The organism is Nonomuraea sp. NPDC047897, from assembly GCF_043204415.1.
In the GTDB taxonomy this organism is placed as follows: domain Bacteria; phylum Actinomycetota; class Actinomycetes; order Streptosporangiales; family Streptosporangiaceae; genus Nonomuraea.
Window position 1 is genome coordinate 83,041 of sequence record NZ_JBIDCC010000012.1, and the last position, 23,359, is coordinate 106,399.

Here is a 23,359-nt window from a genome sequence, read left to right on the forward strand (position 1 = left end):
CGCGCCGCCCGCCCCCCCGCCCGCCCGCGCCCGCGCCGCGGGCGGGCGGGCGCCCGCCGTGCGCCCCGCCCCCCCCCCCCGCCCCCCCGGCCGCGGCCCCCCCCCCCCCCCCCCCCCCCCCCCCGCCCCCCCCGGGTCCGGGCCGCCTAACGCCGGCAGAGGCAGAACGGATGACCGGCCGGGTCGAGGAAGACGCGGAACTCGTCGTCCTGGCTCGGCTGGTGCTCGTGCTTGGTGGCGCCGATCTCCAGCACCGCCTTCTCCGCCTGGTCCATGTCGTCGATCAGCAGGTCGAGGTGGACCTGCTGGGGCCGCTCAGAGCGCGGCCAGACCGGCGGCCGGTAGTCCTCCACTTTCTGGAACGCCAGCTTGGACGAGCCGCCGTCGCTCACCGACACCCATTCGTCCCTGTTCGACACGGTGTCCCACCCGAGCAGCTCGGCGTAGAACCTGCCCAGCTCGCGCGGGTCGGCGCAGTCGAGCACGGTCGAGTGGTATTCCGCGATGCCCTTCACCAGCTATACCTCCACATACGGTTCACCGGCCCCGACCGACGACAATGGGGGCATGGACAATGGGAGCATGGCTGCCAACTCGTTCATGGTCCCGCTCGGCACACCGGCGCCCGCCTTCGACCTGACCGCCGTCAACGGCGGCAGCGTGGCGCTCGACGACTTCAAGGGTTCTCCCGCCACGCTCGTGACCTTCCTGTCGAACCACTGTCCCTACGTCCGCCACATCGAGACGGCCTTGGGCGCCCTGGCCACCGGCTACGGCTCCCGGCTGTCGGTCGTCGCCATCTGCAGCAACGACAGCGTCACGTACCCCGACGACGACGCCACACACCTGGCCGAGCAGGCCGCCCGGGCGGGTTTCGCCTTCCCGTACCTGCTCGACGAGACGCAGGAGGTGGCCAAGTCCTACCGGGCGGCCTGCACGCCCGACTTCTTCCTGTACGACGGGGAGCTGCGGCTGGTCTACCGGGGACAGTTCGACGACTCACGGCCCGGCAACGACGTCCCGGTCACGGGCGCCACGCTGCGGGCCGCGATCGACGCCCTACTGGCGGGCGAGCCGGTCGGCGCGGACCAGCGGCCGTCGATCGGCTGCGGCATCAAGTGGAAGCCCGGCAACGCCCCGGCCTGAGCCCGGCTGAGCCCGGCCTGAGCGCGGCCTGAGCCACGGCGGCGCTACGGCGGCGCTACGCGGTGGTCGTCATGGCGCCGGGCAGCGCGAGCAGCAGCTCGTACGGCTCGGCGCCCTGCCAGTCGCGGATGAGCCGGGCTCCCTCGGGGCCCGGATCGAAGTCGCCGCACCCCTGCGGACCGAAGCAGCCCGCCTCTTCGAGCATCCGGATGAGCGCGTCGTCGTCCGTGAGCCCGTCGGCGCAGAGCGCGGCATCGAGCAGGGCCAGGGCCGTGCGGGCGTTGCGCCCGCCGTCGTTGGACTCCACGCGGTCGAGACGGCGCCGGGCTTGGGCGCGGAGATACGCGGCGAGCGATTCGGACCTACTCACGACAACCTTCTTCGATCACCTACACTGGGCTACGACATCATCACGCATCGTGCGCGGTGATCGTGGGACGTTGGCCAAGTCCCGCCTGTCGGCCACCCCGGAAACTTCCACGAAACGGGTATGCGGGAGTATCTACGCCATGAGTGAGTTCGACGACGTTCTAGCCGCCAACGCGGACTATGCCCGGGAGTTCGCCTCTTCGGGCCTCACCGGCCGCGCGGCCCGCGGTCTGGCCGTGGTGACCTGCATGGACTCTCGCATCGACCCCCTGGGGCTGCTCGGCCTGTCGTCCGGCGACGCCAAGATCCTGCGCAATGCCGGCGCCCGGGTGACCGACGACGTCCTGCGCACTCTCGTCCTCGCCGTCTACCTGCTGGGCGTCGAACGGGTGCTGGTCATGCCGCACACCGACTGCGGCATGGCCAAGGTCACCGACGCCGACGTCCACGACCTCACCCAGTTGCGCGGGGTGGACACCCGCAGCCTGGAGTTCCACACGGTGCCCGACCAGGACGCGGCGCTGCGCCACGACCTCACGCGGATCCGCACGAGCCCGTTCCTGCCGAAGGACCTGCCGGTGGGCGGAGCCATCTACGACGTGCGCACCGGGCGGCTGCTGCCGGTGGCGCTCTAGCCGCCCCTCACCGGCCCGCAACGGCCCCGTCCCGTCCCCAGGGTCGTCCTACGGGACGAGGACGACCTTGCCGGTGGTACGCCTGCTTTCGAGGGCGGCGTGCGCGGCGGCCGCCTGCGACAGCGGAAACGCCTGCACGGCCGGGACCAGCCGTCCCCCGGCGGCCGCCGCGAGTGCCCGCGCCTCGAACTCGGGCGCGTCCTGCGGGTTGCCCAGCAGGTGCAGCAGGGCGTTGACCGCGGCGACCTCCCGGTCGGCCAGCGTCTCGGGGTCGGGCCAGAAGTCCTGCTGGGAGGCGTTGCCGATGGTCAGGTACCGGCCACCGCGGCCGAGGAGCCCGAACGCCGCCTTCGCCTTGTCGCCGCCGACCCCGTCGAGGACCGCCGTGAGCGGGCGGCCGTCCAGCCACTCGGCGACGGTCCTGTCCCAGCCGGGCTGGTCGTAGTCGACGGCGAGGTCCGCGCCGAGTCCGGCGACGGCCGCCACCTTGTCGGGGCCGCCCGCCGCGCCGATCACGGTGGCGCCGACGTTCCGGGCGTCCTGCACGAGCAGCCGCCCGATCCCGCCCGCGGCCGAGGTGATCAGGACGACATCATCGGTGGTGAGCCGGGCGACGGCGAGGAACCGCAGCGCGGTGGTGCCGGTCACGACCATGGCGACAGCCGTCTCGTGCGAGAGCCCGCCGGGCATCGGGTGCAGGGACGCCACGTCGGCCACGGCCAGTTCGGCGTACCCGCCGGGCCGGCCGCCCGAGGTCACGACGTCCCGCCCGACCCAGGACGGGTCCACCCCGGAGCCCACGGCGTCCACCGTGCCCGCCACCTCCCCGCCGAAGACGGACGGCAGCCCGGGCAGCGGCGGCAGGGAGTCGCTTTCGAGCCCCGACCGCATCATCGTCTCCACCAGGTGCACGCCGGCCGCCCTGACCGCGATGCGCACCTCCCCCGGTCCGGGCACGGGGTCGGGGACGGTTTCGTAGCGCAGGTTCTCGGCGGGACCGAAGGAGTGCAGGACGACGGCGTACATGGTGTGCTCCAGGTTCGAGGGCTGGTTCGACCCTTCGAGCCTGCTCCCTCAACCGGGCTTGAGGTCAACCCGTGCCGTCCCCCCGCCCGCTGAGCGCCCACAGCGACACCGCCATCACGGCGGCGACCACGCCGCCGCACACCATGACGGCCGAGACGGACGCCGCGTCGACGACGACCCCGCCGAGGAACGCCCCCAGCGCGAAGGTCGCCTGGAACGACGAGGTGAACACGACCGTGGCCGCCTCCGGCGCGTGCGGCGCCGACCGGGCGAACCACGTCTGCGAGCAGACCGGCACCGCCCCGTAGGCCAGTCCCCACACCAGCAGCAGCCCGAGCGCCCCCGCGGCCGCGGTGCCCGCCACGGGCAGCAGGAGCGTGGCGGCCGCGATCAGCACGCCGGCACCGGCGAACGCGGTCCGCAGGCTGCGCGCGATGACCGCGCCGGCCAGGAAGTTCCCGGCGACGCCCGCGAAGCCGTACGCCAGCAGGAACGAGCTGACCGCGGCCGGGCCGACCCGCGTGACCTGCTGCAGGAGGGGCGTGACGTAGGTGTACGCGCCGAAGTGCGCCAGCACGACGAGGAACGTGGCCAGCAGCGCGATCCGCACCCCGGGCAGGCGCAGCAGGCCGCGCAGCACGGCGAGGCGGGTGGTCTGGACGGCGGGCAGCGACGGCATCAGCGCCGGCAGGGCGGCCAGCACGAGCAGCGACATGCCGCCGAGCACGACGAACGCGGCCCGCCAGCCGGCCAGATGCCCGATGAAGGTACCGGCGGGCACGCCCAGCACCGACCCGAGCGGCACCGCCGAGAAGATCAGCGTGGTGGCCGCGCCGACCGACCGCGGCGGCACCAGGCGTGCCGCCAGTCCCGCGCCGATGGACCAGAACCCGCCGATGACGAGCCCCAGCAGCACCCGCGAGACCAGCATGACCCCGTAGGCGGGCGCGGTGGCCGCCAGCAGGTTCGACACGGCGAGCACCGCCATGAGGACGCACAGCATGAGGCGGCGGTCGAGGCGGGCGGTGGTGACGGTGACGACCGGAGCGGCGACCGCGGCGACGATGCCCGGCATGGCCATCGTCAGGCCGGCCGTGCCGTCGGACACGCCGAACTCGCCGCCGATGGACGTCAGCAGGCCGATCGGCAGGATCTCGCTGGTGACGATGGTGAAGATGCCCAGGGTCAGCGACACCACAGCCGGCCAGCCGGCGGGCGTGGGGCGGGTGGTCGTGGTCGTGGGGCTTGGCATGGTTCCTCGTTCAGCGGGATCGCGGGCACGGCGGCGCGCCGTGGGCGGGGGGATGGATGCGTGCTTCGTGGGGATGCGCACCAGCCAAGCAGGGCCCCGCCCGGAGGGGCTGGCATGTTTCGGACCACTGCGTGATCCCGCCGGTAAGGTGTCCGGCGTGATGAGACATGTCGCGTTCCAGCGCCTGCACAATTTCCGCGATCTGGGCGGATATCTCGCCGGTGACGGCCGCATGGTGCGATGGAAGCGCCTCTACCGGTCCGACTCGCTGGCCAAGCTGGACGGCGACGACTGGGACCGCTTCCTGGGGCTCGGGGTGCGCACGGTGATCGACCTGCGCTACCCCTGGGAGATAGCGGCCAAAGGACGGGTGCCGGAGCGGCAGGGGATGGCGTACGTCAACCTGAGCGTCGAGCACCGGCCCTACGACCAGGCGGAGATCGATCCGGACGTCGACCCGTGGCGGTATCTCGCCGACCGGTACGCCGAGGTGGCCGCGGACGGAGCCGGCGAACTGCGGCAGGCACTGGAGGTCATCGCCGCCGGAGACGGTCCGCTGGTGTTCCACTGCGCCTCGGGCAAGGACCGCACCGGGATTCTGGCCGCCCTCGTCCTGTCGCTGGCCGGGGTGCCGGAGGACCAGATCGTCGAGGACTTCGCGCTGACCGGGCTGGCCACGGACCGGCTGGTCGCCGACTGGCGGGCCGCGCACCCGTCACGCGTGCTGCGCTGGCCCGGGTACGGCCGGGCTCCGGCGGAGGTCATGCGGCTGTTCCTCGCCGACCTGACGTCCCGCCACGGGTCCGTACGGGGCTACGCCGCCGACGTGCTGGGCGTGGACGACGACCTGGTCCTCCGGCTCCGCGCCGCGCTCCTCACCGACGACCCGACCGCCACCCCCGGCTGACCACACCGGGTACGGCCCCACGCCGCGCGTTCGGCTCGCCCTGGGAGCGCAGCCAGGAACCCCGGCCCGTCCCGGCGACGCAGGGGGCACGCCACCATGACCGGGCGCAGCGGCGGCGGCCAGGCCACGACCATGACCGGGCGCACCGGCGGCGGCCGGCCCGCCGGGTCAGGCGTCGATGTGGTCGCGGTCCACCTCGGCCGCGCTGTTGACGATGAACTCGCGGCGCGGCGCCACGTCGCTGCCCATCAGCAGGCTGAAGATGCTCTCCGCACCCTCGGCGTCCTCGATGCGGACACGGCGCAGGATGCGGTGGCGCGGGTCCATGGTGGTCTCGGCCAGTTGGTCGGCGTCCATCTCGCCCAGACCCTTGTAGCGCTGCACCGGGTCCTTCCAGCGCTTGCCGCGCCGTTCGAGGTCGCGAAGCACCCGCTGCAGCTCCGCGTCGGAGTAGCAGTAGATGTACTTGTCCTTGCCGCGGCCCGGGTTGGTGAGCTCGATGCGGTGCAGGGGCGGGACGGCGGCGAAGACACGACCGGCCTCGACCATGGGCCGCATGTAGCGGTGGAACAGCGTTAACAGCAGGCACCGGATGTGGGCGCCGTCGACGTCGGCGTCGGCCATGAGGATGACCTTGCCGTAGCGGGCGGCGTCGATGTCGAACGAGCGGCCGGACCCGGCGCCGACGACCTGGATGATGGCGGCGCACTCGGCGTTCTTGAGCATGTCGCTCATCGACGCCTTCTGGACGTTGAGGATCTTGCCGCGGATCGGCAGCAGCGCCTGGAACTCCGAGTCGCGGGCCAGCTTGGCCGTGCCCAGCGCCGAGTCTCCCTCGACGATGAACAGCTCGCTGCGGTCGACGTCGTCGCTGCGGCAGTCGACGAGCTTGGCCGGCAGCGCCGAGTTTTCGAGGGCGCTCTTGCGGCGCTGGTTGTCGCGGTGCTCGCGGGCGGCGATGCGTGCCTTGGCGGCGGCGACGATCTTCTCCAGCACGGCGCGCATCGGCTGCTTGAAGCCACGCGGCGGGTTGGCGAACAGCTCCTTGAGCTCACGGCTGACGACGTGGGAGACGATGCGGGTGGCCGCGGAGGTGCCGAGCACCTCCTTGGTCTGGCCCTCGAACTGCGGCTCGGGCACCCGGACGGTCACCACGGCGGTCAGGCCCTCGTGGATGTCCTCCTTGGTGACCGGGTCGTCGCCGTTCTTGAGCAGGCGGGTCTCGCGCAACTGCTCGTTGAGCGTGCGGACCAGGCCGCGCTCGAAACCCGTCAGGTGGGTGCCGCCCTTGGGGGTGGCGATGACGTTGACGAACGAGCGGACGGTCGACTCGTAGCCCTTGCCCCAGCGCACCGCCACGTCGACGGTCAGCTCGCGCTGCACCTCGGTGGGCGTCATGTGGCCCTGGTCGTCGAGGATGGGCACGGTCTCGTGGAAGTGGCCGACGCCCTGCAGCCGCAGCACGTCGCAGACGGCTTCGTCGCGGGCCAGGAAGTCGGTGAACTCGGAGATGCCGCCGTCGAAGCGGAACTCCTCCGTGAGGCGCTCCTCGTGCCGGCTGTCGACGACCACGAGCGTGAGGCCGGGGACCAGGAAGGCGGTCTGCCGCAGCCTGACGTGGATCTCGTCGAGCGACACCTCGGCGTCGGGCAGGAAGATCTGTTTGTCGGCCCAGAACCGGACGCGGGTGCCTGTGACGTCGGCGGCCAGCCTGCCGCCCTCGCGCAGCCCCGACTTCTTGCGGAACTTCGCCGTCGGCCCGTCGCCGTCGAACACGCCGGGGACGCCGCGACGGAAGCTGATCTCGTGCACCCGCCCGTCTCGGTCGACCTCGACGTCGAGGCGGGCCGACAGGGCGTTGACCACGGAGGCGCCGACGCCGTGCAGGCCACCGGACGCGCCGTAGGAGCCGCCGCCGAACTTGCCGCCCGCGTGGAGCTTGGTGTAGACGAGCTCGACACCGGCCAGGCCGCTCTTGGGCTCGACGTCGACCGGGATGCCGCGGCCGTTGTCGCGCACCTCGATGGACCCGTCGGCGTACAGCTCGACCTCGATGCGGTCGCAGTGACCCGCGAGCGCCTCGTCGACGCCGTTGTCCACGATCTCCCAGAGGCAGTGCATGAGCCCACGACTGTCGGTGGACCCGATGTACATGCCGGGGCGCTTGCGGACCGCTTCCAGGCCCTCCAGCACCGACAGGTGACGAGCCGTGTAACCCGCCTCGACTAGCGTCACTCCAGCTCCTCTGGTCTAGCCTCGAACACCAGTGCGTAGCTTACCGTTCTTCCCCTACGCGCGCGTACAAGCTTGCCATGCCGCCACGTTTGCCGTTACCGGGCGGCTGTCCGCCATTACTTTCGGACACATTCTGCTCTCGGCGTAGCGAGGGGGCGGTTGGGAACGTCCTGGTCCGGTTAGATGTTGTCTCAAGTGACTGACGCCAGATCCTCGCTTCGGCGGGGGTGACCCGAAAGGCGATACGTGACTGGAGCTCTCGCCCCCGTTAAGCCGCTGACGGCCCTCGACCGCTGCGACCGTTGCGGCGCCCAGGCCTACATTCGCGCGACCCTGCCCGTGGGTGGGGAGCTGCTGTTCTGCGCCCACCACGGGCGTCAGCACATCGCAGCACTGCGCGAAAAGGGCGCCGACATCCTGGACGAGTCGGCTCGGCTCAGCGAAACCCCTTCGATGACCCGCAACGACGAGCGCTGACACGGCGCTGGTCGTGATGAGATAACCACATAGCGCACAAGCGTGGAACGGCGGTCCCGGCAAGCCGAGACCGCCGTTCGGCGTCCCTGGCCCCGGCCCGGTACTACCGGCACCCGCCGTGCGCGTTCCAGCGGGCACGCACGGCGGCCTGCCCGCGCGCGGCGGCCGGGCGCGGGCCTCACTCCGCGGCGACCGGCGCGGCGTGAGCGCCGGTGGCGACCGGCGCGCCCCTCGCCACCGGCGACCGGCCTTGGCCGAGCAGGTCACGGGTTCCGTCCGGCGGGGTCAGCGGGACCGATAGTGGTAGCCCCCCTGGAGCTCGAACCCCTCGCTCCCGTACAGGGCCTGTGCGGCCACGTTGGCCGCGGTGGTCACGAGGTAGGCCGAGCGGGTGCCGCCGTGCCGGGCCAGGGCGCGCAGGACGCTGCGGGCCAGGCCGCGGCGGCGAGCCCGGGGCAGGGTCGCCATGCAGTAGACGCCCAGCGTGTCGCCCTGCGGCACGCCGCGTCCGACGGCCAGCGGCACGCCGTCCTCCTCCACCGCGGCGTACCAGGCGGGCACGCCGGTGCAGATGCGCTCGGCCTCCTCCAGCCCGCTGCCGTACCTCCCGTCCACGGCCCACCACGTCCGCAGCCACGCCGGCCACGGGTGGTCCTCGACGCGCACGCGGTGCCCCGGCTCGGCCAGGCCGCCGGGGCCGACCATGACGACAGTGGGATCGACCAGCGCGTACCCGCGCGCCTCCAGCGCGGCGTCCAGCTCCGGCGCGGCCCGCGGCCCCACCGAGAAGACGCAGGGCCGGCCTCGGGCGGCGTAGAAGTCCTCGGCGGCGCCGACGGCCGCGTCCAGGTCGGCGGGCAGGTCCAGCGTGAGGACCGAGTTGGCCCGTTTGGTCACCCCGCCGGCGTACCGGAGGATCCAGCCGCCGTGCCGCTGCTGCTCGTACGCGGGCCAGGCCTCGTGGACAAGGAGGTCGACGTTCACCCGGAGGAGCCTAGCCACCCCGCCCGGGCGTGTCGGGTGCGGCCCCGCCGACGGGCGCCCGTGGCGCGTGCGACGGGCTGGCCTGGGACAATGGTGTCGTGTTGATTCTGTTGCCACCGTCGGAGGGCAAGGCGTCCGAAGGCAGCGGCCCTCCCCTGGGCGACCTCTCCTTCCCGGCTCTCGACCGGCCGCGGGGGCGGGTGCTCACCGCGCTCGCCAAGGCGTCGCGGCGGCGTGACGCACTTGACGTGCTGGGCCTGACGCCGGGGCTGGCCGGCGAGCTCACCAAGAACCTGGCGCTCCGGACGGCCGCCACGTTGCCCGCCGCCGAGCTTTACACCGGCGTCCTGTACGACAACCTCGGTCTCGGCACCCTGGACGGCGAGGCCAGGCGGCGGGCGGAGGAGTCGGTGCTCGTCTTCTCGGGGCTGTGGGGCGTGCTCCGGATCACCGACCGGGTGCCCCCGTACCGGCTGTCCATGGGCGTCAGCCTGCCCCCGCTCGGCGGGCTGGCCGCCTTCTGGCGCCCGCTGGTGACGAAACAGCTCGATCCGCTCGCGGGGCTGGTGGTGGACCTGCGGTCGGCCACGTACGCCGGGGCCTGGCAGCCGGGTGACCGGTCGGTGGCGGTACGGGTGTTCAAGGACGGCAAGGTCGTCAGCCACATGGCCAAGGCCACCCGCGGTGAGGTCGCCAGGGCCCTGCTGGAGTCCGGCGGCGACCCCGCCTCCCCCGACGAGCTGGCCAAGACCCTGGACACGCTGGGCTACCTGGTGGGACTGACCGCCCCCACCCGGCCGGCCCGCCCGTGGACGCTCGACATCCGGCTGTGAACGAGCGGCCCCGCAGACGCGGGAGCCCCGCGCCTGCGAGGCAGGGCGGGGCTCGGGCGTCGTGCGGGAAGGTCAGTCGAGGTAGTCGCGCAGCACCTGGGACCTGGACGGGTGGCGCAGCTTGGACATCGTCTTCGACTCGATCTGCCGGATGCGCTCGCGCGTCACCCCGTAGACCTTGCCGATCTCGTCGAGCGTCTTGGGCTGACCGTCGGTGAGGCCGAACCGCATGGACACGACGCCCGCCTCTCGCTCCGACAACGTGTCGAGAACGGAGTGCAGCTGCTCCTGCAGCAGCGTGAAGCTGACGGCGTCGGCCGGGACGATGGCCTCGGAGTCCTCGATGAGGTCGCCGAACTCGCTGTCGCCCTCCTCACCGAGGGGGGTGTGCAGCGAGATGGGCTCGCGGCCGTACTTCTGGACCTCGACGACCTTCTCGGGCGTCATGTCCAGCTCGCGGGCCAGCTCCTCGGGCGTGGGCTCGCGGCCGAGGTCCTGCAGCATCTGCCGCTGGACCCGGGCCAGCTTGTTGATCACTTCGACCATGTGGACCGGGATGCGGATGGTCCGCGCCTGGTCGGCCATGGCGCGGGTGATCGCCTGCCGGATCCACCACGTGGCGTAGGTGGAGAACTTGTAGCCCTTGGTGTAGTCGAACTTCTCGACCGCGCGGATCAGACCGAGGTTGCCCTCCTGGATCAGGTCCAGGAACAGCATGCCGCGGCCGGTGTAGCGCTTGGCCAGCGAGACCACCAGGCGGAGGTTGGCCTCCAGGAGGTGGTTCTTGGCCCGGCGGCCGTCCTCGGCGATCCACTCCAGCTCGGCCCGGACGTCGACCGGAAGGCCGTCGGCCTCGGAGCTGCCGAGCTGCTCCTCGGCGAACAGGCCCGCCTCGATGCGCTTGGCCAGCTCGACCTCCTGCTCGGCGTTGAGCAGGGGGACCTTGCCGATCTGCTTGAGGTAGTCCTTGACCGGGTCGGCGGTGGCGCCGGCGGCGGCGACCTGCGCGACCGGGGCGTCATCGTCGTCGTCGGACAGGATGAGGACCTCGTCCTCGCTCTTCTGGGTGGCGACGGTGGCGGCCACGTCGGCGGCCTTGGGCTCGTCGTCGGACTCGTCGTCGGACTCGGACTCGGTCTCGGCCTCGGCGGCGATCTCCTCGTCGTCGATGGCGATGTCCTCGAGGTCCTCCAGCTCCACGTCGCCGTCGAGCTCGATGTCCTCGTCGTCGTCCACGCCGTCGACGGGCTTCGGCTTGGTCTCGGCAGGCCCAGCGGTCTCAGGCTTGGCCTTCTTGGCGGGCGGCGCCGCCTTCTTGGCCGCCGGGGCGGCCTTCTTCGGGGGGGCCGGCTTCTTGGCAGCGGGCTCGTCCTCGGTGGCGCCCACGACCGCGGTCACGGTCTCGGGCTTCTGCTCCTTGGCGGCCGCTGCGGCCTTGGTCTTGACGGGGGCGGCGGTGCGGCGCTTTGCTGGACCACGAGACTTCTTCGGCGCAGCCGAATCCGCGGCGGTCACCACCACGGTCACGCCCTCTTTGCTGAGGTTCCGCAGGAATGCGGCGGCGTGCGACATGGGGATGTCCGCCTCTTCAAAAGCCTGGCGGACATCCTCGGACTCGAGGAAACCCTGCGAGCGCCCACGCTCGAGCAGTCGCTGAATGACGGGCTCGTTCAGCTCTTGTGGCTTCGAGCGAGTCGAACTTGCAGGCGACACGAACACCTCTCGAACGAACGCGTGGCGACAATGGACCCAGATGCCCGCTGGGGGGCTGATGCCTCTCTCGGAGATCGGTGAGGCCGTGCGGACCGCGACGGACCTGCCCAGCATTGTGGCACGACCACGCACTCCATACGGCCACCTCCCGGCGGTTGACCTCCACCCTAGGCCGACCCAGACAGTAGTGCGTACGTAAGCGCGCCACTGATACCCGAAAGCAACCCTTATGACTGTTTCATTCAGTCACTCTTCGTGGCGGGCGGCACGTGGATGGCCAGGGCGGTAACGTCATCATCTTGTTCATATCCCGACAACATCCGGTCAACCAGGAAGTCCAGCAGCATATGGGGACTTCTGACGACCTCGGGCGGCGCTTCGGTCACAACACTGCAAATCTCCGCGAGTCCCGCGTCCAGTCCACGCTTGCGGTTCTCCACCAGACCGTCGGAGTAGAGCACCGCGGTGTGGCCCGGCGGCACCACGAACCTGAACTGCCGGCGGCTCGTCGGCCAGCCCAGCGGCGTGCCGGGCTGCGCGTCGCACAGCACGGCCGTGCCCTGCGGGGAGACCAGCACGGGTGGCGGATGACCGGCGAGCGCCAGCGTGCCCTCACCGGTGACGGGCTCGACGACCATGTAGGCGAGGGTGGTGACCTGCTCCTCCTCCTCGGTGGCGTCGAAGACCCGGTCGAGGCCGGTCAGCACCGCCGCGGGCGGCGGGTTGGTCAGCGCCAGCGCCCGCATGGCGTTGCGGATGCGGCCCATGCCCGCGGCGGCCTTGACGCCCTTGCCCATGACGTCGCCGACCACGGCCGCGACCCGGCCGTCCTGGAGCACGAAGGCGTCGTACCAGTCGCCACCGACCTGCACGTGGCGGCTGCCGGAACGGAACCGCTGGGCCAGCTCCAGACCCTTGACCACCGGAAGGCGGTCGGGCAGCAGGCTGCGCTGCAACGTCTCGGCGGTGCGGTGCTCACGCTCGAACAGGGTGGCGCGCTCGACCGCCAGCGCGCACTGACCGGCCAGCGCCTCCAGGAAGACGCCGTCCTCCTGGGAGATCTTCTGCGGCCGGGTGAACGAGAAGCGCAGCGCGCCGAGCGCCCGGCCCGCGGCCAGCAACGGCAGGCCCACCCAGGCTCGCTCGTCGCTGCTGCTGAGGTAGTTGGCCAGCACCCGCTCGTCGCCGCCCGCCTCCAGCAGCTGCGACTTCAGGCTCTCGGGCGACTCGGCGAACACCGGCCGCCGGCTGTTGACCGCCATGGTCATCACGCTGGAGTGGGAGAGCGGGATCTCCTCGCCGGTCGTGCCGGACGCCTCGGGGACGCCCTCGCCGTTGATCAGCTTGAGCGCGGCCCGGTCGGTGTCGAGCAGCGCGACCGCCGAACGGTCGGCGGCCAGCGCGGTGCGGCCCACGTCGATGATGACCTGCACCACCTGCTCGACCGTGAGCGCCTCGGCCAGCATCGCCGTTGCGCCCTGCAGGCGCGCCGTGCGCAGCGCCGCGGCGCCGAGCTGGTCGGTCAGCCTGCCGCGCATCTCCTCGGCCTCACGCTGCGGCGTGACGTCGGTGTTGGCGCCGACCCACTCGACCACCCGGCCGTGCCGGATGATCGGCACGGCGCGCACCTCGAAGTGGCGGTAGCCGCTGGCCCGGGTGCGCACCCGGTAGTTCCACTCGAACATGGTGCGGCCGCGCAGCGCCTCCTTCCAGGCCTCCTCGGTCTGCTGGCGCTCCTCCGGGTGCACCACGTCGAGCCAGCCGTGCGCGAGGTACTCCTCCAGACCCTGGCCGGTGATGGCGCGCCACTGCGGCGCGTCCTCGACCACCGTGCCCGTGGGCGAGGTGATCCAGACGAGCTGCGACTGCGCCTCGACCAGCGAGCGGTAGCGCTCCTCGCTGCGCCGGAGGTCCTCCTCGGTCTGGCGGCTCTCGGTCACGTCCATGCCGATGAGCGCCACGGCCCGCAGCTCGCCCGCGTCGTCGTGGACCGGTGAGAACGACAGCGACCAGTGGCGGGTCTCGCCCTCGGGCGTGCGCACCCGTACCCGGCTCTCGGTGACCGGCGCGTCGCTCTCGACGACGCCCTGCACCGCGTGGACGACGACCGGCGCGAGGTCGGCGGCGAGGGCCTCGGCCGGGGTCCGGCCGGCCAGCCGCTCGGCCGGCACGCCGACGACGTCGCTGAACACGTCGTTGACCCGCTGGAGGCGGCCGTCGGGCTCGAGGAAGGCGAAGGCGAACTGCGCCTCGGAAAGCAGGCCCTTGAACAGGGCGGAGTCCGAGATGTCCACATCCGACTCCCGGGGACGGGGAACGGAGGTCTCGGCGCTCATGCTCGGCACCTCCGTCGCGTGCCAGGGTCTCCCACGCGGCACATCTCCATAACTGTGTATCGGCGTAGCGCGGCTCCGGGCGACCGGATCCTGCAGTACATCATCGGCGATGGGCATGCGCGGACGGAAGTCCCGGCAGCCATACCATCAACGCATCCTGTCAAAATCGCTCCACGTTGCGCAGCAAGATCAGGCTACTTGGCCTTGGCCGCCCGCTTGGACTCCTGTTTGGCGGCCCGTACGCGACCCAGCGTGTCGGCGTCGACCACATCCGCCACCGACCGGAAGGACCCCTCCTCGCCGTACGGCCCCGCCGCCTCGCGCCATCCTGGCGGCCGGACGCCTAGTTGCTTGCCGAGCAATGCCAAAAATATCTGGGCTTTCTGCTTGCCGTAACCAGGAAGCGCCTGCAGCCTGCGGAGAAGATCTTTGCCGTCGGCGGCCTCGGTCCAGATGCGCTCCGGCCGGCCCGCGTGGTGTTCGACGAGGTAGGCGGCGAGCTGCTGGACCCTGGCGGCCATCGACGATGGGTAGCGGTGCACGGCGGGTTTCTCGGCCAGCAGCGCCGCGAACGCCTCGGGGTCGTAGGAGGCGACCTCCTCGGCGGTGAGGTCGCGGCCGAGGCGCTGGGAGATCGTGTAGGGCCCGGCGAACGCCTGCTCCATCGGGATCTGCTGGTCGAGCAGCATGCCGACGAGGAGGGCGAGCGGACTGCGGCCGAGCAGGTCGTCGGCCTCCGTCCGCTGGGCGAGCTGGATGCGCATGGGAACAGCTTCGCACGAAAGGAGTTGCCGAGAAGCGAACACAGGCGTAGTGGAGGCTTGACACGGGCCCGAGAAAAGATGGAATGGGAGCGCAAGTCGCCCTGCGTCCATTCCTAGGGGTTTGCCCCTGGGCATCCAGAGGAATCTGACACCTATGCTCGCTCTGGCCACTCGCTTCCTCAGGGAGCCGGTCAGTCTCAGGCTGGCCGAGGAGTTCCTGACCGTGCCCGTGGACACGATCGACCGCTGCGTCGCCGACGTGTGCGCCTGCGCGCAGCACCTCGGGATCTCGGCGACACCGGAGATCGTGGAACGCATCGCCCGCGAGCACCTGCTCGCGATCGTCAACTCCGCCCCGCCGCCCCGGCCTCCCCGATAACATCGAGGTCACCGGGCCGCGTTCTACGCACCGTTTGCGCCTGGAATGCGAGAGAGTGAGGGCGTGCGCCGACACCGACGAGATCCCAGGGAGAGCACTCCACCGGACGAAGTGTTCAAGGAAATGGTGCAGGCGGCACGCGAGCTGCTCGCCGTGCGCAGCCCCCTTGACGCGGAGTTGATGGTATCCGACATGATCGGCGCCTGGTGGGGTCGGAGGGTCCGGGGCGGCGACGTCGAGCAGGTGCTCGGCGAGGGGCTGGTCGACTACGCGGCCAAGGCGGGCACGCCGGCGTCGCTGACGCTGCTCATCTGCCTGGCCTACCTCGGCACGGCGCGCCAGGGCGCCAAGGCCGAGGGCGCGGCGCTGGCGATGATGGAGTCGGGCGTGGCGAGGCCGGGCTGGGCCGACCGGGTGGGCGCGGTCAAGCCGACCGGCTGCTACGTCTCCCGTGACGCCTACGGCGACCAGGACACCGTCATCTGCACGTTCGCCTACCGCTTCGGCGAGGGCGAGCGGGCGCGCCCCGAACCGGCCGGGCCGGGCCGCGAGCCGCACGCGCTGGTCATGGTCGTCGACCACAACATGTCGGGCATGGCGCGCGACGCCTGGGTCTCCTCCCACGTGGACAAACTTCTCGAACAGGCCCGCGCCGAGGCGGCGGGCAACCCGATGCTGCTGTTCGAGGAGATCGAGCCCCAGCAGGCCAGGGCGCTGCTGGAGTCGGCGATGAAGGCGACGGGCGAGCCGAAGACCCCGCCCCCGGTCAGCGAGAGCTACAGCGCCTACCACGCCTTCGCCCGGGCGCGGCTCAAGGCGCTGCCGCCGGGCCGCAAGCGCCCGGCCCCGCTCCACATCGAGGCGCCCTACAGCCGCGAGCGGCGCGCCATGCTGGCCGCCGAGTTCCTCGCCTCCGACGCCGCCGAGCACCTGTCCGACCCGTCCGCCGCCTCCCGCTGCGCCGACCACATCATCGACTACGGCTGCGAGCAGGACTTCAGCCGGCCCCTGCGGGTCAGCCCGACCAAGTGCGAGACGTTCCTGCTCGACTGGCTGCCGCGCAAGGTCATGCTGACCACGGCCGAGCAGGAGGCCATGCCGCACGTGCTCGCGGCGTGGGTGCGGTTCGCGGCGGTGCGCACCGGCCTGCCCGAACGCGGGCTGAAGGCCACGCTGGACGCCGTCTGGGAGGCGATCGGCAAGTTCCCCGAGGCCTACCGCGACCCGACCTCGTTCGGGCTCGACCGGCCGCTGCTGGAGCGGCTGCTGCCCGACGGCGACCTGTCGGCGCTGGCCAGGCGGGTGTTCGCGTTCCCGTTCCTGCAGGGCGTGCACAACGGCGTCACCCTCGACGACCTCAACCCAGCCGACGAGGCCGACCGGCGCACGCTGCTGGAGATGGACCACGTCGGCCCGGTCGACGAGGAGCACCTGGCCTGGCACGAGGAGATCGCCACCCGGCTGTGGGAGGGCGATCCTCCACAGCTGTGGGAGGCGGCACAGCGGCTGCTCGACCTGGGCCACGACCGCCACGACGTGCTCCACGTGCTCATCGAGATCGCCGAGCGCATCGGCGACGACCCCGACGAGCTGGCCGCCGCCCTGGACGACATCGCCGACATCCCCGACGGGATCTAGAATCCCGTTCGATGGCGACGGGCACCCGGCTCGCGGCGGGTCGTCACCTGGCGTGGGCGGCACGCAGACCCGGATGCCGTCCGCCGCGCGCCGCGCCGGCCGGCGCGCGATGATGGGGTCCGTGACTCCTCCGCTCCCTGAAGGAAGCGGCTTCTCGCTAAGCCGCTTGGGCAGCCTGGCGAAGGGCAAGCCCTGCCCTCAAGATGTTGGTCGCCGCGTTCACGTCGGCGTGCGCGGTGTGCCCGCACGCCGTACAGGCGAACGCGGCCTGGGTGCGGCGGTTCTCCTTCGCCACGTGCCCGCAGCGCGAGCAGGTGCGGGAGGTGTTGCGGGGATCGACTGCGATCAGCTCTCGACCGGCGCTTTCAGCCTTGTGCGCGAGGATCGTCAGGAACACCCCCCAACCCGCGTCGAGAATCGAACGGTTGAGCCCGGATTTAGCGGCGACGTTACGGCCGGGCGCCTCGATCGTGCCGGACGCCGAACGGGTCATGTTCGCGATCCGCAGGTCCTCGTGCACGATCACGTCGCAGCCACGGACCAGCGCCAAGGCGGCCTTGTGCGCGCCGTCCACCCGCTGCCGCCGCACCTTGGCGTGCAACGCGGCGACACGGGCCACGACCTTACGGCGGCGCTTGGACCCCCGCTTCTTGCGGGCCAGTTCTCGCTGGGCCGACGCCAGACGGCCGGCGCAGGCGGCCAGGTGCCGCCGGTTGTCGATATGGTGGCCGTCGCTGGTCGTGACCAGCGAGGCGACACCCAGGTCGATCCCCGCGACCACGCCCGTGGCGGGCAGCGGCTGCGCGGGCACGTCGTCGCACGACAGCACCACGTACCAGCGGCGGCCTTCACGCTTGACGCTGATCGTCTTCACCCGGCCCTTCACGGCCCGGTGCTGGTGCACCCGGACGTGGCCGACGCCCTGCAGGCGCACGAACGTGGCGGCCGGATGCTCGGGCTGGGAGTCCCACCGGCAGCCGTCACCGTCCTTCGGCCATTCCACCGTGTCGAACCAGCCCCGCCCCTTGAAACGCGGGAACCCCGGCGCGCGCCCGGCCTTGACCCGGTCGAAGAACGCCCGGAACGCCCTGTCCAGCCGTCGCAGCGTGGCCTGCTGGGAAGAGAACGACCACCGACCCTGACCCTCTCCATCGTCGGCGCGGACGTGCTTCAACTCCGCCGACTGATCGCCATAGCGGACACTCACCCCGGCCCTGGCGTAGGCGGTGCGCCGGTGCTCCAGAGCGGCGTTGTACAACTGCCGGTGATCCTCCAGGCAAGCGGCCAGCGCGGCGGCCTGCCTGCTGGTGGGACGCAGCAGAAACTTGAACGACCTGCGCACACCCACCTCCCACGCTCGGTAACGACGCGACCACGGTACCGGCAGGCACCGACAAAACCCGGAAGGAGACCCGTGATCCGCAGACCTGACAGGTCACGGCACGCTCGGGCCTTGACGGCCCTCCCGCTCCCGATTCCCCCGACGGCTGAAGCCGCCGGTCCCCTCGGGAGGCTCTGATGGACCTGAACGCCGACCTGGGCGAAGGCTTCGGCATCTGGCGGCTCGGCGACGACCTCGCGCTGCTCGACATCGTCACGAGCGCCAACGTGGCCTGCGGGTTCCACGCAGGCGACCCGGTGACCATCAGGCGCACCTGCGCGGCGGCCGTGGACCGGGGCGTGTCGATCGGGGCGCAGGTGTCCTACCGCGACCTGGCCCACTTCGGGCGGCGCGAGATGGACCTGGAACCCGAGGAGCTGTGCGCCGAGGTGCTCTACCAGCTCGCGGCGCTCGACGGCATCGCCCGGGCGATGGGCGGCCGGGTGTCGTACGTCAAACCGCACGGCGCGCTGTACAACCGGGTCTGCCGCGACGAGGAGCAGGCGGCGGCGCTGATCGACGCCGTGGCCGACTACGACCCGTCGCTGCCGGTGCTGACGCTGCCCGTGTCGGTCGTCCACGCCGTCGCGGCGGCCGCGGGAGTGCCCGCCGTGGCCGAGGCGTTCGCCGACCGGGCCTACACGTCCGCGGGCACGCTGGTACCGCGCCGCGAGCCGGACGCGGTGATCCACGACGAGCGGACGGTGGTGGAGCGCGCGGTGCGCATGGCCGTGGACGGGCTGGTGACGTCGGTCGAGGGCACGGCGGTGACCGTGGGGGCGCGGTCGATCTGCGTGCACGGCGACACGCCCGGCGCGGTGCGGCTGGCCCGGGCCGTGCGTGACAGCCTGCTGGAGGCCGGGGTGGTCCTGCAATCATTCGCGTGACATGACGGCCCTTCCCGGCGGGTGAGTGCCCCGGCGGGGGCCTGCGCGCCCGTGAGCGTCGCGCGAGACGTGCCGGTCGCCGCTCAGCGGCCGGTCACAGCTCGACCTGGCCGGTGACGCAGGTGACGCAGGAGCCGCCGACCCACACGTCGCCGCCGTCGTCGGTGGAGACGTGCACGCGCCCGGCCCGTCCGAGCGCGGTGCCCTGCGCCGCCACGTAAGGAGCGGCGGCGCGGCCGGTGCGCAGCAGCCACTGGGCGACCGAGGCGTTGAGGCTGCCCGTGACGGGGTCCTCAACCGTGCCGGCCTCGGACGGGCAGAAGGCGCGCAGCTCGAACGCGTGGGGGGAGCCCGGCGGGTGGGGGCCCACCACGCCGAGGTCGAGGTCGACCCGGCCGGGCCGCAGCGCGAGCACCGCCTCGGCGTCGCGGAGCAGCACCGCCACCCAGCCGGGCCCGTTGTCCGCCCACTCCAGGTCGACGATCTCCTCGCGGCCGATGCCGAGCAGCCCGGCGATGTGCCCGGCGAGCGCTTCGTCGACCGGCCCCGACCGCAGCAGCGGCGGCGCGGCGAACGCGAGGCCGTCTCCCGACCTGCGCACCCGCACCAGCCCGGCGCCGCACTGCTGGACGATCTCGCCAGGGGTTCTGGGGACGCCACCGGCCTGCAGCCAAGCGTGGCAGGTGCCGAGCGTGGGGTGCCCGGCGAACGGCAACTCGCTGGAACCGGTGAAGATCCGCACCTGGTAGTCGGCCTCCGGATCGGACGGCGGCAGCAGGAACGTGGTCTCCGACAGGTTGGTCCAGTGGGCGAAGCGCTGCATTTGCGCCGTGGTCAGTCCTTGGCCGTCGAGGACGACGGCGAGCGGGTTGCCGAGGTAGGGGACGGCGGTGAAGACGTCGACCTGGGCGAAGGGGCGGGACATGGGTGAGGCTCCTGTGAGTCGTGCCGGTCTGGGGACAGTCGTCGTGGTGGTGCCAGGGGGATCGCCGTCATCTCCTCCTCGTGGACGCGTACAGCGCCATCCAACCGCCGGGGGCCGCGCTCTCCCAGAGCCAATCCGCCGAAATTGGTCCTTGCCTCGGTCCAATTCCGGCTGGGCGTGCGGTGTCGGCTCGGGGTGCCGTTCCGCACGCGAGCGATCCACTGCTCACCACACGCCCTAACGTTTGCCCCATGTCCGAAAAGCCATCACGGGTCGAACTGAGCCCGCTCACCCTCTCCGACCAGGACGAGTTCTGCTCGCTCGTGCGGGCCAGCACCGAGCTGCACCTGCCGTGAATGCAACTGCCCGCGACCGCGGAGGAGTTCCGGGTCTGGATGCGCCGCTTCGACGACGGCACCAACCTGGGCTTTCTGATCCGGGTGCGGGAGACCGGCGCAGCCGCCGGAACGGTCAACATCAACTCGATCATCCGGGGCCGTCGCCCGCCTACCTCTACATCGACGGGGCCTGGCGCGACCACGAGCGCTGGTCCGTCACCGCACCGAACCCCTGGGAACCCGACCCGTCCCTTCCCGAGGTGTGATCGGCGAGCAGGCTAGGACTCACTCCCTCGGCTCTGCGGGGCGAGGAGGGCCTCCACCCGGGCGACGGCCGCGTCGAGCGCGGCCTGCGGCACCGGCTCGAACAACTCCACGACGGCCCGGCCGTCCTTCGGCTCCCAGACACCGGCGACCCGGCCGTCATGCAGGACGACCGGGGAGATCCAGCCCGCCTGGCGGCTGACCCGCGCCTTGGCCTCGGCCGGGACGAGCGGCTCCAGGCTGCGGGGCGCGCCCAGGATGTAGGGGTCGAAGCCGGGCAGCAGGTGCACCTCGCCGCCCGGTCGGGTGGCGGCGAGGTCGTCGAGGTGCTCGGTCAGGGCGAGCAGCGTGTGGCCGTCGGCGGTCGTCACCTCGGTCACCTCGGGCGCGAGGTCGCGGAACCACGCCCTGAGGACGGCCTTGCGCGCCACCCCGCCGAACAGCCACGCGTCGAACATCTCGGGCGTGGCCGGGCCGTGGGCGCCGAGGAAGGCACGGGCCAGCGCGACCCCGGCCTCCTCCTGGGGCGGCGGCTCGGCGGGCCAGGCGGGCAGCCAGCGCCGCGGCGCGGTGAACGTCACCCTGCCGTCACGCGGCGGGCCGTAGCACAGCTCGCCCAGCCGGCTGAGCGGCTTGAGCAGCGCGCCCCAGCCGGAGGTGAGCGCCTCGCGCAGGTGGGCGTCGCCGGTGACCTCGACGACGGCGTCGACCAGCTCCTCGCGGGTCAGCGGGTGCTCACCCAGAGCCTGCGGGACGGCGTCGATGACGGCGTCGATCTCGGCGGCGGTGACGCCGTGGCCGCGCTGCCAGGAGCCTTTCTCCCAGAAGCGCAGCGTGGACAGGGCCGAGCAGTAGGCGGGCAGCTCATCGGCGGGGACGAGATGCAGGGTGCCGCGCATGACCCACGTCTTGGCGAGCGTGCGGTGCTCCCACAGCGCCGCGTCGATCTCGCCGGCCGCCTGCCGGGCGCTCCTGAGCGCCACAGCGAGCTGGGCCGAGGAGGCCACCTGGGTCTGCACCCCGCACAGCCGGCGGGCGATCGCCACCGCGCCGGCACCGCCGGGGCCCGCCACGAACTGGCGGGACAGCCGCCATGTCAGAATCTGCGGCCAGGTCAGGGAAAGTGTCACCGTCCACTTGTACCGGACCCGGCCGACAGTTCGGCGGGCGGTCAGGCGGTGAAGCCGATGTCCTCGTAGCGCAGGTCGTAGAAGCCCCGGGCGCCGACGTTGGCCAGCGTCGCGCGGACGGCGACGTTCTGCGGCCGCTGGTAGAGGGGCAGCACGTTGACCTCCTGCCAGATCAGCCGGTCGGCCGCGTTGGCGGCCTCCCGGGCCCGCGCCGGGTCGAGCGTCCGGGCGGCCTTGTTCATCGCGTCGTCGATGGCCTTGGAGCCGGTGCGGCCGAAGTTGGCGTTCCACGTGGTGCCGTCGGGGCTGTCGGCGTAGATGCCGTAGCTGCTCGACACCGGGAACGGCGTGCCGATGTACGAGAAGGCCGTGAGGTCGAAGTTGCCGGGGATGACGTACTTGGTGAAGAAGTCGTCGCCCGGGACCGCCTGGATGGTGACCTTGACGCCGATCTGCCCGAGCATGGTCTGCGCCAGCTCCGCCTCCGACTTGCTGATCTGCACGCCCGACGGCACCACGAACCGCAGGGCCAGCGGTTTGCCGTCCTTCTGCCGCACGGCGCCGACCGGCTTCCAGCCGGCCTCGTCCAGCAGCCTCCCGGCCCGTAGCGGGTCGTGGCCGCCGAGGTCGCCGGCGTTGTCCTGGTAGCCGTCCTGGGTGTTCATGAAGAAGTGGTTGTTCAGCGGCGTGGTGGGCCAGTCGAGGCCCTGGAGATCGGATCGGGCGATGGCCTGCCGGTCGATGCCGAGCTGGACCGCCTGGCGCACCCGCACGTCGCGCAGCAGCTCGGCGGAGCCGTTGAGGGTGAAGTGCCGGAAGTCGGGCCCTGCCGCCTGGCGCACCTGGGCGTCGGGGGTGGAGCGGGCGCGGGCGTAGTCGGGGGCGGAGGGGCCGATGTCGGCGATGTCCAGCTCGCCGTTGCCGAACGCGCCGATCAGCGAGTCCTGCTCGGAGGCGCGGTAGACGATCTGGTCGAGCTTGGCCCGCTCACCCCACCACTGCTCGTCGCGCACCAGCGTGACGGTCTTGGCCGTCTGGTCGAACGCCTTGAACCGGAACGGCCCGGCCGTCACCGGGATGCGGTTGAGCCAGGCCGTGTTGAACGCCTCGGGCGTCCGGTTGACCGAGGCGGGCAGCAGCGGCCCGAACAGCGACTGCCAGTCGCCGAACGGCCGGGCGAAGGTCACCACCACCTCATGGTCGTCCCGTCCCCTGGCCACCTTCTCGATGTCCTGGTAGCCGGTGGACGACACGATGTGGAAGGCGGGATCGTCGCCGTTGAGCGCCCGCCACTGGGCATCGTAGTCGGCCCAGGTGATCGGCTTGCCGTCCGACCATCTGGCCTTGGGGTTGAGCCGGTAGGTGACCACCTGCTCGGGCTTGTGGCGGGTGACCTCGGCGCTGAGCAGGTAGTCGGGGTTGGGCGTGATCTCCGCCGTCTGGTCGGACAGGAACGGCGACGGCAGCAGCGCGTTGGTGATCATCGCGGCGACGGCGAGGTTGCCGTCGACGTGGTTGCGGTTCCACTGGGCGGGGAACTCGTTGACGCCCCAGCGCAGCGTGCCGCCGTCCTTGACCTTCTCGCGCGGCTGCGGGTTGATGTCGTACGCCTTGACGGCCCGGCCGCCGTCGTCGCCGGGCACGCCACCCGGGCCGCCCTGACCGCCGCAGCCGGCCAGCGGGCCGGCGACGGCCACCGCCACCATCATGGCGGTGGCGAGTCGTGTTGCTCTCATGTAA

General features: G+C 71.9%; 21 protein-coding genes. 8 read left to right on the plus strand and 13 right to left on the minus strand.

Annotation, left to right across the window (positions count from 1 at the left end):
* Positions 1 to 146: 146 nt before the first annotated feature.
* A complete protein-coding gene (locus tag ACGF0J_RS26160; protein ID WP_393149627.1) occupies positions 147 to 515 on the minus strand; it encodes a VOC family protein in 369 nt (122 codons plus the stop codon).
* Between the two features lie 67 nt (positions 516 to 582).
* Here ACGF0J_RS26160 and ACGF0J_RS26165 point away from each other — a divergent pair, with 67 nt between their 5' ends.
* Positions 583 to 1,146 carry a thioredoxin family protein gene (locus ACGF0J_RS26165; RefSeq protein ID WP_393149628.1) on the plus strand — a complete coding sequence of 188 codons (564 nt, stop codon included), beginning with the start codon at positions 583 to 585 and terminating at the stop codon, positions 1,144 to 1,146.
* A gap of 55 nt (positions 1,147 to 1,201) precedes the next feature.
* Here the strand turns inward: ACGF0J_RS26165 and ACGF0J_RS26170 are convergent, their stop codons facing one another.
* Positions 1,202 to 1,516: a hypothetical protein gene (locus ACGF0J_RS26170; protein ID WP_393149629.1), complete on the minus strand. Its 315-nt coding sequence runs from the start codon at positions 1,514 to 1,516 to the stop codon at positions 1,202 to 1,204.
* A gap of 139 nt (positions 1,517 to 1,655) precedes the next feature.
* Here ACGF0J_RS26170 and ACGF0J_RS26175 point away from each other — a divergent pair, with 139 nt between their 5' ends.
* Positions 1,656 to 2,150, plus strand: coding sequence for a beta-class carbonic anhydrase (locus tag ACGF0J_RS26175; protein ID WP_393149630.1), 495 nt, complete (start codon positions 1,656 to 1,658; stop codon positions 2,148 to 2,150).
* Positions 2,151 to 2,198: 48 nt separating this feature from the next.
* On the opposite strand, the gene ACGF0J_RS26180 is transcribed toward ACGF0J_RS26175, so the two are convergent.
* A complete protein-coding gene (locus tag ACGF0J_RS26180) occupies positions 2,199 to 3,176 on the minus strand; it encodes a zinc-binding dehydrogenase (protein WP_393149631.1) in 978 nt (325 codons plus the stop codon).
* A gap of 64 nt (positions 3,177 to 3,240) precedes the next feature.
* Complete coding sequence (locus ACGF0J_RS26185) at positions 3,241 to 4,428, minus strand: MFS transporter (protein WP_393149633.1); 1,188 nt, start codon at positions 4,426 to 4,428, stop codon at positions 3,241 to 3,243.
* A 160-nt stretch (positions 4,429 to 4,588) separates the two neighbouring features.
* On the opposite strand from ACGF0J_RS26185, the gene ACGF0J_RS26190 reads away from it, so the two are divergent.
* Positions 4,589 to 5,335: a tyrosine-protein phosphatase gene (locus tag ACGF0J_RS26190; protein WP_393149962.1), complete on the plus strand. Its 747-nt coding sequence runs from the start codon at positions 4,589 to 4,591 to the stop codon at positions 5,333 to 5,335.
* A gap of 168 nt (positions 5,336 to 5,503) precedes the next feature.
* Here the strand turns inward: ACGF0J_RS26190 and ACGF0J_RS26195 are convergent, their stop codons facing one another.
* Complete coding sequence (locus ACGF0J_RS26195; protein WP_393149635.1) at positions 5,504 to 7,570, minus strand: type IIA DNA topoisomerase subunit B; 2,067 nt, start codon at positions 7,568 to 7,570, stop codon at positions 5,504 to 5,506.
* A 246-nt stretch (positions 7,571 to 7,816) separates the two neighbouring features.
* Here ACGF0J_RS26195 and ACGF0J_RS26200 point away from each other — a divergent pair, with 246 nt between their 5' ends.
* Positions 7,817 to 8,047, plus strand: a complete 231-nt coding sequence (locus ACGF0J_RS26200; RefSeq protein WP_393149637.1) for a hypothetical protein — start codon at positions 7,817 to 7,819, stop codon at positions 8,045 to 8,047.
* A 285-nt stretch (positions 8,048 to 8,332) separates the two neighbouring features.
* Here the strand turns inward: ACGF0J_RS26200 and ACGF0J_RS26205 are convergent, their stop codons facing one another.
* Positions 8,333 to 9,031: a GNAT family N-acetyltransferase gene (locus tag ACGF0J_RS26205; RefSeq protein WP_393149639.1), complete on the minus strand. Its 699-nt coding sequence runs from the start codon at positions 9,029 to 9,031 to the stop codon at positions 8,333 to 8,335.
* 98 nt (positions 9,032 to 9,129) lie between these two features.
* On the opposite strand from ACGF0J_RS26205, the gene ACGF0J_RS26210 reads away from it, so the two are divergent.
* Positions 9,130 to 9,864: a YaaA family protein gene (locus ACGF0J_RS26210; protein WP_393149641.1), complete on the plus strand. Its 735-nt coding sequence runs from the start codon at positions 9,130 to 9,132 to the stop codon at positions 9,862 to 9,864.
* A gap of 72 nt (positions 9,865 to 9,936) precedes the next feature.
* Here ACGF0J_RS26210 and ACGF0J_RS26215 read toward each other — a convergent pair whose 3' ends face one another.
* The 3 genes from ACGF0J_RS26215 to ACGF0J_RS26225 form a co-directional block, all read right to left on the minus strand.
* On the minus strand, positions 9,937 to 11,577 hold the full coding sequence (locus ACGF0J_RS26215) for an RNA polymerase sigma factor (RefSeq protein WP_393149643.1): 1,641 nt from the start codon (positions 11,575 to 11,577) through the stop codon (positions 9,937 to 9,939).
* A gap of 242 nt (positions 11,578 to 11,819) precedes the next feature.
* Complete coding sequence (locus ACGF0J_RS26220) at positions 11,820 to 13,913, minus strand: SpoIIE family protein phosphatase (protein ID WP_393149645.1); 2,094 nt, start codon at positions 13,911 to 13,913, stop codon at positions 11,820 to 11,822.
* Positions 13,914 to 14,107: 194 nt separating this feature from the next.
* Entirely contained in the window at positions 14,108 to 14,677 is a 570-nt protein-coding gene (locus ACGF0J_RS26225) for an HhH-GPD-type base excision DNA repair protein (protein ID WP_393149647.1), read from the minus strand.
* Positions 14,678 to 14,831: 154 nt separating this feature from the next.
* Here ACGF0J_RS26225 and ACGF0J_RS26230 point away from each other — a divergent pair, with 154 nt between their 5' ends.
* Positions 14,832 to 15,056, plus strand: coding sequence for a hypothetical protein (locus tag ACGF0J_RS26230; protein ID WP_393149649.1), 225 nt, complete (start codon positions 14,832 to 14,834; stop codon positions 15,054 to 15,056).
* 123 nt (positions 15,057 to 15,179) lie between these two features.
* A complete protein-coding gene (locus ACGF0J_RS26235; protein ID WP_393149651.1) occupies positions 15,180 to 16,694 on the plus strand; it encodes a hypothetical protein in 1,515 nt (504 codons plus the stop codon).
* 157 nt (positions 16,695 to 16,851) lie between these two features.
* Here ACGF0J_RS26235 and ACGF0J_RS26240 read toward each other — a convergent pair whose 3' ends face one another.
* On the minus strand, positions 16,852 to 18,036 hold the full coding sequence (locus ACGF0J_RS26240) for an RNA-guided endonuclease InsQ/TnpB family protein (RefSeq protein WP_393149653.1): 1,185 nt from the start codon (positions 18,034 to 18,036) through the stop codon (positions 16,852 to 16,854).
* Between the two features lie 176 nt (positions 18,037 to 18,212).
* On the opposite strand from ACGF0J_RS26240, the gene ACGF0J_RS26245 reads away from it, so the two are divergent.
* Positions 18,213 to 18,962 (plus strand): LamB/YcsF family protein, encoded by a 750-nt coding sequence (locus ACGF0J_RS26245; protein ID WP_393149655.1) that lies wholly within the window; start codon positions 18,213 to 18,215, stop codon positions 18,960 to 18,962.
* A 94-nt stretch (positions 18,963 to 19,056) separates the two neighbouring features.
* Here ACGF0J_RS26245 and ACGF0J_RS26250 read toward each other — a convergent pair whose 3' ends face one another.
* The 3 genes from ACGF0J_RS26250 to ACGF0J_RS26260 all read right to left on the minus strand — a co-directional run bounded on the left by ACGF0J_RS26250 (position 19,057) and on the right by ACGF0J_RS26260 (position 23,355).
* Entirely contained in the window at positions 19,057 to 19,887 is an 831-nt protein-coding gene (locus ACGF0J_RS26250) for a PhzF family phenazine biosynthesis protein (RefSeq protein WP_393149657.1), read from the minus strand.
* 616 nt (positions 19,888 to 20,503) lie between these two features.
* Positions 20,504 to 21,619 carry a winged helix DNA-binding domain-containing protein gene (locus ACGF0J_RS26255; protein ID WP_393149659.1) on the minus strand — a complete coding sequence of 372 codons (1,116 nt, stop codon included), beginning with the start codon at positions 21,617 to 21,619 and terminating at the stop codon, positions 20,504 to 20,506.
* A gap of 41 nt (positions 21,620 to 21,660) precedes the next feature.
* Positions 21,661 to 23,355 (minus strand): ABC transporter family substrate-binding protein, encoded by a 1,695-nt coding sequence (locus tag ACGF0J_RS26260; RefSeq protein WP_393149661.1) that lies wholly within the window; start codon positions 23,353 to 23,355, stop codon positions 21,661 to 21,663.
* Positions 23,356 to 23,359: the final 4 nt, after the last annotated feature.